The organism is Ruegeria sp. C9, from assembly GCF_056537585.1.
Genome location: NZ_JBQFRU010000007.1, coordinates 219388 through 232139, shown reverse-complemented (window position 1 = coordinate 232139; position 12752 = coordinate 219388). Strand labels below are relative to the sequence as shown.

Below are 12752 nucleotides of genomic sequence, written 5' to 3'. Positions count from 1 at the left end.
TTTGCCCTAGACGTTCATCAGCAGATGCTCGCGTTCCCACGGGGAAATGACCTGCAGGAACTCTTCGTACTCAGCACGTTTGACGATGCCGTAGACACGGGCGAACTCGGGACCCAGAACTTCGTGCAGGGCAGTGGCTTCATCAAACAGATCCAGAGCTTCACCCATGATCTGAGGGATATCGCCGTCGCCTTCATAGGCGTCGCCATAGAATTGGCGGCGTGGGCGCTCTTGCTGAGTCAGGCCCAAATAGCCACAGGCCAACGACAATGCGATACCAAGATAAGGGTTGCAGTCCATGCCTGCGATGCGGTTTTCGACCCGGCGCGCCTCGGGGCCGGACAGAGGTACGCGAATGCCAGTTGTCCGATTGTCGCGTGCCCACTCCAGATTAATCGGGGCCGCATGGTCTTTGACGTAACGGCGATAAGAATTCACATACGGTGCCATCACCGCCAGCCCTGCAGGCAGGTGGTTCTGCAAACCGGCGATGAAGTGATAAAACGCATCCGTCTCGCCACCTTGTGGACCGGAGAAGATGTTCTGTCCCGTTTCTTTTTCGATGATCGAGTGATGGATGTGCATGGCCGAGCCCGGCTCATCCTCGATCGGTTTCGCCATGAATGTCGCAAAGCAGTTGTGACGCAACGCGGCTTCGCGGATCAGACGTTTGAAGTAGAATACCTCATCGGCCAGTTTTACAGGATCGCCATGACGCAGATTGATCTCTAATTGACCGGCTCCGCCTTCTTGCGTGATCCCGTCGATTTCAAACCCCTGAAATTCGGCAAAGTCGTAGATGTCGTCGATCACCGGCCCGAATTCATCGACCGCTGTCATCGAATAAGCCTGCCGCGCCGCCGCAGGTCGGCCCGAGCGGCCCATCATCGGCTTGATCCCTTGCGCGGGATCTACATTCGGCGCGACAAGAAAAAATTCCATCTCGGGGGCGACAACCGGCTTCCAACCTTTGTCGTGATACATCTTCACAACGCGTTTGAGCACATTGCGGGGGCTGAAAGGGATCGGCTCGCCATCTCGGTCGAACGCGTCGTGAATCACCTGCAAGGTCCAGTCGCCCGTCCAAGGAGCGGCCGACGCAGTTGAGAAATCAGGTTTCAGGATCATGTCCCGCTCGATGAAACCGTCCTCACCTGCAGCTTCGCCCCAATCCCCTGTGATGGTCTGGTAGAAAATGCTGTCGGGTAGGTGAAAATAGGATTGCTTGGCAAACTTTGACGCCGGGACCGCCTTGCCGCGGGCGATGCCGGGCAGGTCAGAGATGATGCATTCAACCTCATCCAGCCGTTTGCCTTCAAAGTAGGTGCGCGCCGCCTCAGGCAGCTGATCTGTCCAGTCGGCCATCAGGCCCTCGCTTTCTTCAGGAACTCTGCCATGTGGTGGCCGATTTTGGCATTATCATCCGGGGCGTCTTTCCGGTTCGCTGCCGCCTGCATCAACGCATCGGGAACCACGCCTTTGCCTCGGGTCTCCATCAAGCCCTGTATGAAGTCATTTCCATATTCAGGATGGGCCTGCACGGTCCAGATCGTATCGCCATAGGTGACCATGGCGTTTTGGCAAAAGTCATTCGTACCGGTGACCACCGCACCTGCGGGCAGTTTGGTCACTTGATCCTGATGCCAAGCATTCAGGGTGACAGTCTGATCGCCAAAGCTGTATTCCGTGCGTCCTACAGCCCAGCCACCATCAAACTTTTCCACTTTTCCACCAAGCGCTTGTGCGATGATCTGATGGCCAAAGCAAACACCAATCAAAGGGTTCCCTGTCTTCTGAATATCCCGGATCAGCTGTTCAAGCGGGGGAATCCAAGCGTGATCTTCGTATGCGCCATGACGAGATCCGGTGATGATCCACCCGTCGGCCTGATGCGCGTCTTCCGGAAACTCACCATCGACCACTGCGTATGTTTGGAATTCAAAGCCGTTCCCACCCAGTAATGCGCGAAACATGCCATCATATTCCCCGAATTGTTCATGCAATTCATCGGGTGGGTGGCCGGTTACAAGGATGCCGATTTTCATAGTTCACCAAATTTGATCAAATTTATTCTAGCGGAGCGAAGCGAGCTGGGCAAGAGGTTCAAACGCTCTCAAGATAGCTGAGCCAGTGCTCGTCAGGGGGGTGGGACGCGAATCGTGCAATTTCCTGCCGTTTGGTCATTACCAGGTTGCGGATCAGATCGTCCGGGAAAATGCGCGCAACTACCGGGTCAGTTTCGAAAGCAGAGATGGCCGACGGCCAGTCGGCTGCCAGCTGCGGCAGATCCGTCAACTCATAGGCATTGCCCGAAATCGGGCTGGGCGGTCGCAGGCCATCCTCGATCCCAACCATTGCCGCGCCCAGAACTGCGGCCAGCATGAGATAGGGGTTGATGTCACCGCCAGCAACGCGATGTTCGATCCGTCGGGCGGCAGGGGCACCACCCGGAATGCGCAGGGCCGCTGTGCGGTTTTCATAGGCCCAGCTTGCTCCGGTGGGTGCGTGGGCACCAGGCACCAGGCGCGTGTAAGAATTGCCATGAGGAGCGAAGATCAGCGTAGAGCCGGGCATCGCGGTCAGACATCCAGCAACCGCCGAGCGCAGTTCATCGGTTCCCTCGGCCCCTCCGTCATCGAAGACATTGCGTCCATCGACATCGACGACCGAGAAATGCACATGCATCCCGTTGCCCGCATCCTCGGCATAGGGCTTGGACATGAAGGTCGCTGTGAAGCCATGCTTGCGTGCCACGCCACGCGCCAAGGTCTTGAAAAGCCACGTATCATCGGCGCAGCGCATGGCGTCCTGATGGTTCAGATTGATCTCGAACTGGCCGATCCCGCTTTCAGATATTGCAGTCTGAGCGGGAATACCCATAGCGGCGCAACCATCGTAGAGATCGGTGAAGAACGCATCAAACGCGTCCATTTCGGCCATCGACAGAACGGCTTCGTCCCGCAGCCTGCGGCGCGTGACCGGGTTGATCGGAGGCTGCGGTTGGTCGCCTGAGGCGTCAAGCAGAGTGAACTCGAGTTCGGTGGCGGCGATGACCGACCAGCCCCGTTCGGAAAATCGATCTAGAACCGCAGAAAGCGCGTGTCTCGGATCGCCCGCAAAAGGCGTGCCGTCATCGTGGTACAGGCACATGAGCACCAGCGCGGTGGGTGTATCAAGCCAGGGCATGGGAACCGGATCACGCCCGGTGGGGCGCAACACACCATCTGCATCACCGCTTTCGAAGACAAGCGGGCTGCCATCGATATCAGCGCCCCAGAGATCGACATTGAGCGCAGAGAACGGCATGCGCACGGCGCCTTTGTCCAACTTGGCACCGTATGAGGGCGGCACGCGTTTGCCACGCATCTGACCGTTGAGGTCACAGGCGGCGACGCGGAATGTATGCAGGGCGCTCAGGTCCATTGGGGGCTCCGTGGTCTAGTCACGAGAGGTTTAAATCAGGATTAGCGTCTTGTCACGAAATTTGATCAAATTACGAGCAGGCGTCGCTTGCGGTGGGGCGCGAAGTTGAAAATCAACCGACTTGTACAGTGGTCGAGACCGCTGTCTTCCGAGTTGTACAACATTCAAGTGCCCGATTGTGCCGGGCGTAGCGATACCTATAGTCTCAGATATGTTCATCTTTCTTACCATAGTGTTACTGATCGCAGGCGGGGTCGGCTATTACGTTTGGTCCAAGAGACAGGCCCGCGCAGCGCTGTTGGCGACGCGTCTGACCTCGGATCAACAGGACATCATTGATCAGCAAGTTCCCATCATCCGGCGGCTGCCCGCCGGGCTGCGCAGCCACTTGGATGGCAAGGTGAACCTGTTTCTGGATCAAGTGAGCTTCTACGGCTGCGACGGGTTGGAAGTGACTGAGGAGATGGAGCTGTCGATTGCGGCGCAGGCCTGTTTGCTCGTGATCAATAGCGACATTTGGTATGACAATCTGACGACCATTCTGATCTATCCCAATGCGTTCAAGTCAAAGCAGCAGCGGCGCTCGGGCTATGTCGTGTCCGAGAAGGAGATCGTGCGGACCGGGGAAAGCTGGGATCGCGGACCGGTCATTTTATCATGGGCACACAGCCAGCAGGGCGCTCTGGATGATCGCGACGGGCAGAACGTAGTGCTGCATGAATTTGCGCATCAGATCGATGATCTGTCCGGGGGTACAAATGGCGTACCGATCCTGAGTGAAGGGCAGACATTCGCGGAATGGGAAAAGGTGTTCCTGACCGCCTATGACGCGCATGTCGATGCGGTTGAAAGCGGGCGGCGGACAGTCATCGATCCGTATGGTGCGACCGGGCATGAAGAGTTCTTTGCCGTTTCGGTTGAAGTGTTCTTTGAGCGCCCGAAGGCGCTGAAGCACGAGGTGCCCGAGGTCTATGAGCAGCTTTCGAAACTGTTCCGGCTGAACCCGGTGGAGTGGGCTTAGCGCGCCAAGTTTAGTCGGAAGCGCATCTTGGCTTTCCGCTCGGCAGGTAGGTGGCGGTTCAGGCGTTTGTTGACCCTTCCGAAGCCCCAAACGATGACCAGCGTCAGCAGGATGAAATAGAACGCCAGAATCGGGTAGGGGATGAACGGGTTGAACGTCTTGTCCGCGAAGTAGCTGGCGTAGTAGAGCGCGTCGCCCCGTTGTTGCCAGGCCGGGAAGGCCGAGAAGAAGACCAGTGTGGTGGACTGGAAGACAAAGATCGCTTCGTTCGTATAGGCGGGCCACGCCAGCCGCAGCATTGTGGGCCAAACGATACGTCGGAAGCGCGACCAACCGGACATGCCATAGGCGTCGGCGGCTTCGATATCGCCCTTGGGGATTGAACGAAGGGCGCCATAGAAGATCTCACCCGAATAGGCGGAAGTATTCAGGAACAGCACGATCAGCGCCCCCAGCCAGGCCGAGGTGAAGGCGTCGAACATCGGATAGGGCTTCTTCAGCGAAAGGAAGAAGAAATAGGCAAAGAAGAACTGGATGAACAGCGGCGAGCCGCGGAACAAAAAGATGAACCACTCGGACGGTTTACGCAGCCATTTATTCGACGAGGCTTTGCCGACGGCCAACGCGGTGGCGAGGAAGAACCCCGTGACCATCGCCATGATCCCGAAATAGATATTCCAGATCATGCCCGAGCCGATCAGCGTGAAGTGCTCGCACAGGGTGAAATCGGTTTTGGGCAGCAGGCGTTCCCCGAAGCCCAGCGAACGGAGGCCGTAGTCTTGAATGGTCTGGATGCAGCTCATGCGGTGGTCTCCTTGCGCAGAAGCTCTCCGCCCGATGTGGCCTGACCATGGGACAGGCGGCGCATCAGTTTCTCAAGCCCGATTTCCGAGACGCGGGTCATGCCGAGGTAGAAGATCAGAAGGGCGAGGAAGTACCACATGCGCCAGTCGCCATGAGGGTAATCGGTAAAGCGGGATGTTTTTGTGCCGCCTAACTCGCGCGCCCAATAGACGATATCTTCGATGCCCAGCAGAAACAGCAGTGGCGTGGCCTTGATCAGCACCATCCACAGGTTCGATAGGCCAGGCAGGGCGTAGACCCACATTTGCGGCACCAGGATACGCCAAAAGGTCTGGCGGCGTGTCATGCCGTAGGCTGCGGCCGTCTCAAGCTGGGCGTGTGGTACAGCGCGCATGCCGCCGAACAGGACGTTGGCGGCAAACGCGCCGAACACGATAGAGAATGTGACGACGGCAAGGAAGAAGCCGTAGGTTTCATGCACCCATTCGGGTGCAGTGCCCAGCGGCAGCTTGGCGGCCTGACAGACGATGAAGTCGTTGCCCTGCCGCACCGGATCGGTCCATTCGGGGCAGAGCACTTTATGGCGCAGCCATTCAAAGCCCTGATCCAGAGCGATCACGAAGAACAGAAAGAAAGCGATATCAGGCACGCCACGCACGATGGCGATATAGGCCTTACCCAGCCAGCTAAGCGGCGGGAAATGCGATCGCGCTGCCATAGCGCCGGCAAAACCGAAGCTCAGGGCGACCGGGGCGGTGACGGCCAGCAGACCCAGCACCTTGAAAAACGACAAGTAGAACGACCAGTGGACGCCATTGGTCAGATAGCACGAGAACCAGCGGAACGTGCCCAGCGTGTCAGGATCAGCGCAGTAGGAGAACATAAGGCGTCTTTCGAACGTCTGGCCGGTCTCAGGTCCGGCAGGTCCGGCGCGCGCACGCGCCGGACAATTGGACGGAGGGCTTAGTTGGTTACGACCGAACCGTCTGTGTTGTAGGTTGCGATACCTTCGCCAAACCATTTGACAAGCATCTCGTTGAGCGTGCCGTCTGCCTTCATGGACGAAATCGCGTCATCGAACTTGCCGCGCAGTTCTGCGTCGCTCTCGCGCAGGCCCATGCCGATGCCACCGCCCAGCGGGACAAGATCGCCGACAAAGACCAGCTCGCCACCGGATTCCTCAACAATCGGGACCAAGAAGTCATAGTCCGCCAGCACAGCATCCGCTTCGCCGTTGCGTACGGCGGCGATGGTTTCTTCGGGGGTGGCGAATTCGACCAGAGTCGCGCCGGATTCAGCAACGTGACCGGCCTGAATGGTTGCGGTCTGTGCAGCGACGATGCCACCTTTCGTGTCAGCGCCATCTGAAGCAGCTACGTAAGCTGAGGCGGTCGGCGGGTAGTAGTTCTGGGTAAAGTCGATGACCTCATCGCGTTCGTCAGTGATCGACATGCCGGCGATGATGGTATCGTAGTTGCCCGAAACCAGGTTCGGAATAATCGAATCCCAGTCATTCTTGACCCATTCGCACTCCAGACCGGCGCGCTTGCACAGCTCGTCACCGACTTCACGCTCGAAGCCGTCGATCTCACCAGCATCATTGATGAAGTTGTACGGAGGGTAGGCGCCCTCGGTGCCCATGCGCACAGTTTCGGCCATTGCGATACCGGCGGTCAACGCCAGCGCTGCGGTGGTCAGAATCAGGTTTTTCATGAGTTACTCCCCTTTATTGGTTCTGTCCGTTGGTTAAGCCGCCTGAGTGGCGGAGAGAAAGCCCTGAAGCCGTTCGGATTCAGGGGCAGTGAAAATGTCTTCGGCTGAACCCTCTTCTTCGATCAGGCCCTGATGCAGGAACACAACGTGGCTGGAGATATCCGCAGCCATCTTCATGTCATGAGTCACGATGATCATGGTGCGGCCTTCTGCGGCCAGATCCTTGATCACTTTGATCACTTCCTGTTCCAGTTCGGGATCGAGCGCTGAGGTCGGTTCGTCAAACAGCAGCGCCTGAGGTTCCATGCACAGCCCACGTGCGATTGCGGCGCGTTGTTGCTGTCCGCCCGATAGTTGCGCCGGATAAACGTCGCATTTGTCGCCGATGCCGACCTTCTCCAGATATTTGCGCGCGCTGTCTTCGACCTCGGCCTTGTCGCGGCCCATGACAGTGACCGGAGCCTCCATCACATTCTGCAGGATGGTCATATGGGCCCACAGATTGAACTGCTGGAACACCATCGACAGATTTGTGCGGATGCGCAGCACCTGCTTGGGATCGGCGGGACGGCGATGATTGTGGCTGCCAGTCCAACGGACGGGCTCGCCTTTGAACAGAATCTCGCCCTCTTGGCTGTCTTCCAACAGATTGCAGCAGCGCAGCAGGGTAGACTTCCCCGAACCGGATGATCCGATCAGCGACACGACGTCGCCGCGATGCGCGGTGATGTCCACGCCCTTGAGCACCTCGAGTTGGCCAAAGCTTTTGTGCAGGTTCTTGATCTCAATGACGGGAGCGGCGTCTGTCACGGGCAGTCCAGATATGATTGGTGTTGGTGCGGTAATAGGGCTGAAAAATCGGGCTAATGCAATGCGCAATTGACAAGTTCACGCAGCGAAATTGCCAAATCGGGCGGTCGCGCTGTCTAAACTGTCAGTTTGTTGGGCGCATTCTGTGACTCGATGCACCATTATCGACAGGTCAGCCAGATCAATCTCTTGATTGCGGCCCAGAGATTCAGGTCACAGGATTCCGGATCAACCGAGGTGATCCTCAGCGAAACCAAAATTATTGAACTGGCTTGATCCAATCACCAAAACTGTTTGAATTTGGGAATAATTCGTTTTGAGTTAAAGATTGAAATATACGAATTCAATTCACGTAAGGGGCTTCTTGTGATCGCGCTATTATTTGCATTGTTCGCCGGCACGATGGTGCTGGCATACTTTAAGCTGGTCAGAATTTCATACGCATTGTTCGTGCTGACGCTTTTGGCTAGTGCCTACTGGCTGAAGTTTCACGCCACGACCCCCTTAACGATTCAACTGTGAGGTCGTCCAATGTCACCTGAATTTGCTCGTAACATGAATGCGATTGGTGCACTGGCGGTTTGCCTGGTTCTGGTGCTTGCCTTCTACTTTCAGCTTGTCCTTTACGAACTGCCCTGTCCGTTATGTTTGCTCCAACGCGTGGGATTCGTGGCCGTTGGGTTCGGGCTTGCTCTTAACCTGTTGTGGGGTACGCGCGCCAGAAACTATGGCATCGTGTTGGTGGCGGCGATCTTTGGGATCAGTGTTTCGATCCGGCAGATTCTGCTGCATATCGTGCCCGGAACAGGGCACTACGGCTCCCCGGTTCTGGGCCTACACTTCTATACCTGGGCGGGAGTTGCCTTTGGTTTGATCATCCTTGGCACCGCAATCATGCTGGTATTCGAGAAGCAGTATGATCTTGCGTCGGACGTTCGGGCAACCGAACGCTTCGGAGGAAGTACATTGGCCAAAACAGCGTTTTTCCTGATTTTGGCATTGGCCGTCGCGAACGCTGGTTCGGCGCTTTTGGAGTGTGGGCCCGGCATCTGTGACGATCCGCCGACAGACTACAAGTTTCTGAATGAGCTTGAAGGCAGCGATTCATAGCGCTGACAACGCCCAAAGGCTTGCCGGTTGATCAGACCTTCGCCGCCTTTTGTCTTGCAAGCGCCGAATCCACATCGCTCACGCCGAGCAGGCTGACGACAAGGCGTAGCAGAGAATCCTCTTCACCGCTGCGGTGCCCATCCGCCAGTGCGACCGACCACATGGCCTGCACAACGGCCAGGCGGTCGTCATAGGCGATCGCCTCTTTGATGGCGCGAGTAAAGCGGACGGTGTCGGGCGCCTCGGCTTCAAGGTCTTCGGCTCGGGCGCGCAGGGCTGCGGCCTCAAATGGCGACAGGCCGTAGCGTTCGGCCGAGATGCGGTCGATTCGGGCCATTTCGGTATCGGCATAGTCGTTGTCGGACCGAGCGATACGCACCAACAGGGCGGTGAGGGCCAGACGGGCATCATCTTCGACAAGCGGGTCGGGCTGCGGCTGCGTGAGCCGGGACAGGAAATCACTGAACATAAGCGTTTATATAGAGATAGCCTAGGTCGCTTCCAAGCGGCTTTGTATCCGCTCGCGTGCCGCTTTGCTGTCGTTGAAGCTGAGGCCCATGGCAATGCGGGCTTCTTCGACGATCTTGACCTCGCCCTCGTCCGAGTTGCCATCGGCCAGCACGACCTCCCACAGGGCGTCAAGCGCGGCCAAGCGTTCCTGAAGATCGGTGGTTTCGCGGATCAGTTTGCCGAATGTATCTGTTTCCGGAGCAGCTGCGTGCAATTTTTCGCAGGTGGCGCGGACCTTGGCGGCCTCGATCGCATTGTGCTGGTAAAGTCGCGCAAGAATGCGGTCGATCAGGCTGATCTCTTCCAGCTTGTAGTCGCGGTCGGCCTGCGCGACACGTACCAGCAATGCCCCCAGGGCCAGTTCGGCATCAGGATCGGGCAGTTTGTCATGTTGCGGCGGCCGAAAGGCCTGGAAGAATTTTTTCAACATATCGGCAGGATATTCCGTAATTCGAGGCGCGCCAAGCGGTGCTAGCCCTCATAGCCCTGAATAATCACAAGATCGCCGGTCGAAACCGGATCGCGCAAGGCCTTGGCGGCTTGATAGGCATCGCTTTCATAGCAGGCCAGCGCCTGTTCATAGCTGGGAAATTCGATGACAACTGTGCGGGCGCGAGCCTTGCCTTCAGGCTCGCTCCTCTCGCCGCCGCGTACAAGAAACTTGGCCCCGTAATCGGCGAATGGGGCCGCATTGGCAGCAATGTAAGATTTGTAGGTTTCAATGTCGTCTACATCGACATGGGCAACCCAGTATCCTTTGGCCACAAGGTGTCCTCCGCTGGTATCGGATGCAAGGTGCGGAGGAACAGGTTGAAATTCAATCCCCTAAAAGTGGATCATCCACCGGATTGCAGCGCGGCGCGTGCTGAATCCTGTAACCAAGCGGTCATTTGCCGATAGGGAACCGGGCCATAGCTGATCCGGGCCACGCCGAGTTTCGCCAGCGTCGGCGTGTCAGGCGTGCCGGGCAGGGCGATGATGTTGACCGGCAGGTCGGTGGCCGCGCAAAGCTGGCCGATCATGGATTCGTCTTTCAGGCCCGGCGCGAAGAACCCGCTGGCTCCGGCATCGGCGTAGGCGGCCGCGCGGGCCATGGCGTCATCCAGCATCGCTTGATCATGCGTGTCCGGAGCGGCTTTGAGGAAGATGTCAGTGCGGGCGTTGATGAAGGCGGGAACACCGGCCACGTCACAGCTTTCGCGCATCGCAGCGACACGCGCTGCCTGTGTTTCGATGTCATAAAGATCTTTAGTTCCAACGACCTGATCTTCGAAGTTAAAGCCGATTACACCGGTTTCCAGCGCGCGTTTGACATTGGCCGATATGCCAAAAGTATCCTCGGCATAAGCGCCTTCGAGGTCCATGGTGACCGGTATATCAACCGCCTCGACAATGCGGCGAGCGTTGTCTAACGCCAACTCAAACGGGATGTTCTGGCCGTCCGAAAACCCCTGCGCCATCGCGACCGGAGCACTGCCAGTCGCCAGCGCTTTGGCCCCTGCATCGCGTACAGCGACGGCGCTGCCGGGGTCCCAAATGTTATAGAGGATGACCGGATCACCCTTCTTGTGCAGGGCGGCAAATGTTTCTGCTTGGGTAATCTGATCGGTCATGGCCGGTCTCCTGTCGCTGCTATGGCGGCAGTTAACCGTGCAAACCGCCGGCGCGTAAAGATATTTCGCGCCGACTGGTACAAATCTGTTATCGGCCCGTGATCAGACCAGACGCGAGGTGTCTTTCGCGGCGCGCACGAATTCGCGGAACAGGGGGTGCGGGTCGAAGGGTTTGGATTTCAGTTCCGGGTGATACTGAACACCAATAAACCATGGGTGATCCGACCATTCGACGATTTCCGGCAGGCGACCATCCGGGGACATGCCCGAGAAATTCAGGCCTGCCTTTTCCAGTTTGTCGCGGTACTTGATGTCGACCTCGTAGCGGTGACGGTGGCGTTCCTCAATCTGGGTGCCGCCATAGACTTCCGCGACCTTCGAGCCTTCGGCCAGAACCGCATCATAGGCGCCCAAACGCATGGTGCCGCCCTTGTCGTCTCCGACTTTGCGTTCGACCTTGTGGTTGCCCTGCACCCATTCTTTCAGGTGGTAAACAACGGGTTCAAAACGCTTTTTCCCGGCTTCATGGTCGAATTCTTCGGACCCGGCTTCGGTGATTCCCGCCGCGTTGCGTGCGGCTTCGATCACGGCCATCTGCATGCCCAGACAGATGCCCAGATAGGGCACTTTGTGTTCACGCGCATATTGAGCGGCCTTGATCTTGCCTTCTGTCCCACGCTCGCCAAAGCCGCCTGGGACGAGGATGGCGTGGAAGCCTTCCAGATGAGGTGCGGCGTCTTCGTTGTCAAACACCTCGGCATCGACCCACTCGATCTTGACGCGGACGCGGTTGGCCATGCCGCCATGGGTCAGGGCCTCGGCAATTGACTTATAGGCATCTTCAAGCTGGGTGTATTTGCCGACGATGGCTACTTTCACTTCGCCTTCGGCGTTGTGGATGCGGTCGCTGACGTCTTCCCATTTGGCCAGATCGGGCTTGGGGGCCGGGCTGATCTGGAATGCGTCCAGAACCGCCTGATCCAGACCTTCACGGTGATAGGCCAGCGGGGCGTCGTAGATGGTGCTGAGGTCTTGTGCGGCAATCACGCTGTCGGGGCGGACGTTACAGAACAGGGCCAGCTTTTCGCGTTCTTTGGTTGGAATCGGTCCCTCGGACCGGCAAACCAGAATGTCAGGGGCTAGACCGATCGAGCGCAACTCTTTCACCGAATGCTGGGTTGGCTTGGTTTTCAACTCGCCAGAGGCTTTGATATAGGGCAGCAGCGTCAGGTGCATGAAGATACACTGACCGCGCGGCTTGTCCTGACTGAACTGGCGGATCGCTTCAAAGAAGGGCAGGCCCTCAATATCACCTACGGTGCCGCCGATTTCGCAGAGCATGAAATCAACCTCATCCTCGCCAATGGCGATGAAATCCTTGATTTCGTTGGTGACGTGCGGGATCACCTGAATGGTCTTGCCGAGGTAATCTCCACGGCGTTCTTTCTCCAGCACGTTGGAATAAATCCGCCCCGAGCTGACCGAGTCGGTCTTGCGTGCCGCCACACCGGTGAAGCGTTCGTAGTGGCCAAGGTCCAGATCGGTTTCAGCGCCGTCATCGGTGACGAATACTTCGCCGTGTTCGAAGGGCGACATGGTGCCCGGATCGACGTTTAGATAGGGGTCCAGCTTGCGCAGACGCACCGAATATCCGCGGGCCTGCAACAGCGATCCCAACGCCGCCGAAGCCAGTCCTTTGCCCAAGGACGAAACCACACCACCAGTGATGAAAATAAAACGCGCCATGT

The 12752-nt window shown here is 57.6% G+C and carries 15 protein-coding genes; 3 read left to right on the top strand and 12 right to left on the bottom strand.

The window, feature by feature from the left end:
* Positions 1-6: 6 nt before the first annotated feature.
* The 3 genes from ACR0NE_RS18830 to ACR0NE_RS18820 are packed head-to-tail and all read right to left on the bottom strand — an operon-like array spanning position 7 to position 3423.
* Positions 7-1365 carry a glutamine synthetase family protein gene (locus tag ACR0NE_RS18830; protein WP_170393610.1) on the bottom strand — a complete coding sequence of 453 codons (1359 nt, stop codon included), beginning with the start codon at positions 1363-1365 and terminating at the stop codon, positions 7-9.
* Complete coding sequence (locus tag ACR0NE_RS18825) at positions 1365-2045, bottom strand: type 1 glutamine amidotransferase (protein WP_170596049.1); 681 nt, start codon at positions 2043-2045, stop codon at positions 1365-1367. The genes ACR0NE_RS18830 and ACR0NE_RS18825 overlap by 1 nt, the downstream gene beginning before the upstream one ends.
* 58 nt (positions 2046-2103) lie before the next feature.
* Complete coding sequence (locus ACR0NE_RS18820) at positions 2104-3423, bottom strand: glutamine synthetase family protein (RefSeq protein WP_170596047.1); 1320 nt, start codon at positions 3421-3423, stop codon at positions 2104-2106.
* A 211-nt stretch (positions 3424-3634) separates the two neighbouring features.
* Between ACR0NE_RS18820 and ACR0NE_RS18815 the strand changes: the two genes are divergently transcribed.
* On the top strand, positions 3635-4444 hold the full coding sequence (locus ACR0NE_RS18815) for a M90 family metallopeptidase (protein ID WP_170596045.1): 810 nt from the start codon (positions 3635-3637) through the stop codon (positions 4442-4444).
* On the opposite strand, the gene ACR0NE_RS18810 is transcribed toward ACR0NE_RS18815, so the two are convergent.
* From ACR0NE_RS18810 to ACR0NE_RS18795, 4 genes are all read right to left on the bottom strand, one after another.
* The gene (locus tag ACR0NE_RS18810; protein WP_170393602.1) at positions 4441-5247 is read right to left on the bottom strand and encodes an ABC transporter permease; all 807 of its coding nucleotides are present in this window, start codon (positions 5245-5247) and stop codon (positions 4441-4443) included. The genes ACR0NE_RS18815 and ACR0NE_RS18810 overlap by 4 nt on opposite strands.
* On the bottom strand, positions 5244-6131 hold the full coding sequence (locus ACR0NE_RS18805; RefSeq protein WP_170393600.1) for an ABC transporter permease: 888 nt from the start codon (positions 6129-6131) through the stop codon (positions 5244-5246). The genes ACR0NE_RS18810 and ACR0NE_RS18805 overlap by 4 nt, the downstream gene beginning before the upstream one ends.
* Positions 6132-6211: 80 nt before the next feature.
* The gene (locus tag ACR0NE_RS18800; protein ID WP_170393598.1) at positions 6212-6961 is read right to left on the bottom strand and encodes a transporter substrate-binding domain-containing protein; all 750 of its coding nucleotides are present in this window, start codon (positions 6959-6961) and stop codon (positions 6212-6214) included.
* A gap of 33 nt (positions 6962-6994) precedes the next feature.
* Positions 6995-7771 (bottom strand): ABC transporter ATP-binding protein, encoded by a 777-nt coding sequence (locus tag ACR0NE_RS18795; RefSeq protein ID WP_170393596.1) that lies wholly within the window; start codon positions 7769-7771, stop codon positions 6995-6997.
* 366 nt (positions 7772-8137) lie between these two features.
* On the opposite strand from ACR0NE_RS18795, the gene ACR0NE_RS18790 reads away from it, so the two are divergent.
* Positions 8138-8293, top strand: a complete 156-nt coding sequence (locus tag ACR0NE_RS18790; RefSeq protein ID WP_223118239.1) for a DUF5993 family protein — start codon at positions 8138-8140, stop codon at positions 8291-8293.
* A gap of 9 nt (positions 8294-8302) precedes the next feature.
* On the top strand, positions 8303-8881 hold the full coding sequence (locus ACR0NE_RS18785) for a disulfide bond formation protein B (RefSeq protein WP_170393594.1): 579 nt from the start codon (positions 8303-8305) through the stop codon (positions 8879-8881).
* Positions 8882-8912: 31 nt separating this feature from the next.
* Here ACR0NE_RS18785 and ACR0NE_RS18780 read toward each other — a convergent pair whose 3' ends face one another.
* From ACR0NE_RS18780 to ACR0NE_RS18760, 5 genes are all read right to left on the bottom strand, one after another.
* Entirely contained in the window at positions 8913-9350 is a 438-nt protein-coding gene (locus tag ACR0NE_RS18780; RefSeq protein ID WP_170393592.1) for a tellurite resistance TerB family protein, read from the bottom strand.
* A 21-nt stretch (positions 9351-9371) separates the two neighbouring features.
* Positions 9372-9821, bottom strand: coding sequence for a tellurite resistance TerB family protein (locus ACR0NE_RS18775; RefSeq protein WP_170393590.1), 450 nt, complete (start codon positions 9819-9821; stop codon positions 9372-9374).
* 41 nt (positions 9822-9862) lie between these two features.
* Positions 9863-10156 carry a DUF1330 domain-containing protein gene (locus ACR0NE_RS18770; protein ID WP_170393588.1) on the bottom strand — a complete coding sequence of 98 codons (294 nt, stop codon included), beginning with the start codon at positions 10154-10156 and terminating at the stop codon, positions 9863-9865.
* A 71-nt stretch (positions 10157-10227) separates the two neighbouring features.
* A complete protein-coding gene (locus ACR0NE_RS18765; protein WP_170393586.1) occupies positions 10228-11004 on the bottom strand; it encodes an isocitrate lyase/PEP mutase family protein in 777 nt (258 codons plus the stop codon).
* 102 nt (positions 11005-11106) lie between these two features.
* Positions 11107-12750 carry a CTP synthase gene (locus ACR0NE_RS18760; RefSeq protein WP_170393584.1) on the bottom strand — a complete coding sequence of 548 codons (1644 nt, stop codon included), beginning with the start codon at positions 12748-12750 and terminating at the stop codon, positions 11107-11109.
* Positions 12751-12752 lie beyond the last annotated feature (2 nt).

Coding starts and splice junctions, on each gene's coding strand:
- ACR0NE_RS18780 (WP_170393592.1), bottom strand. CDS start 9,350: ATGTTCAGTGATTTCCTGTCCCGGCTCACGCAGCCGCAGCCCGACCCG.
- ACR0NE_RS18800 (WP_170393598.1), bottom strand. CDS start 6,961: ATGAAAAACCTGATTCTGACCACCGCAGCGCTGGCGTTGACCGCCGGT.
- ACR0NE_RS18820 (WP_170596047.1), bottom strand. CDS start 3,423: ATGGACCTGAGCGCCCTGCATACATTCCGCGTCGCCGCCTGTGACCTC.
- ACR0NE_RS18775 (WP_170393590.1), bottom strand. CDS start 9,821: ATGTTGAAAAAATTCTTCCAGGCCTTTCGGCCGCCGCAACATGACAAA.
- ACR0NE_RS18805 (WP_170393600.1), bottom strand. CDS start 6,131: ATGTTCTCCTACTGCGCTGATCCTGACACGCTGGGCACGTTCCGCTGG.
- ACR0NE_RS18825 (WP_170596049.1), bottom strand. CDS start 2,045: ATGAAAATCGGCATCCTTGTAACCGGCCACCCACCCGATGAATTGCAT.
- ACR0NE_RS18765 (WP_170393586.1), bottom strand. CDS start 11,004: ATGACCGATCAGATTACCCAAGCAGAAACATTTGCCGCCCTGCACAAG.
- ACR0NE_RS18815 (WP_170596045.1), top strand. CDS start 3,635: ATGTTCATCTTTCTTACCATAGTGTTACTGATCGCAGGCGGGGTCGGC.
- ACR0NE_RS18810 (WP_170393602.1), bottom strand. CDS start 5,247: ATGAGCTGCATCCAGACCATTCAAGACTACGGCCTCCGTTCGCTGGGC.
- ACR0NE_RS18830 (WP_170393610.1), bottom strand. CDS start 1,365: ATGGCCGACTGGACAGATCAGCTGCCTGAGGCGGCGCGCACCTACTTT.
- ACR0NE_RS18760 (WP_170393584.1), bottom strand. CDS start 12,750: ATGGCGCGTTTTATTTTCATCACTGGTGGTGTGGTTTCGTCCTTGGGC.
- ACR0NE_RS18785 (WP_170393594.1), top strand. CDS start 8,303: ATGTCACCTGAATTTGCTCGTAACATGAATGCGATTGGTGCACTGGCG.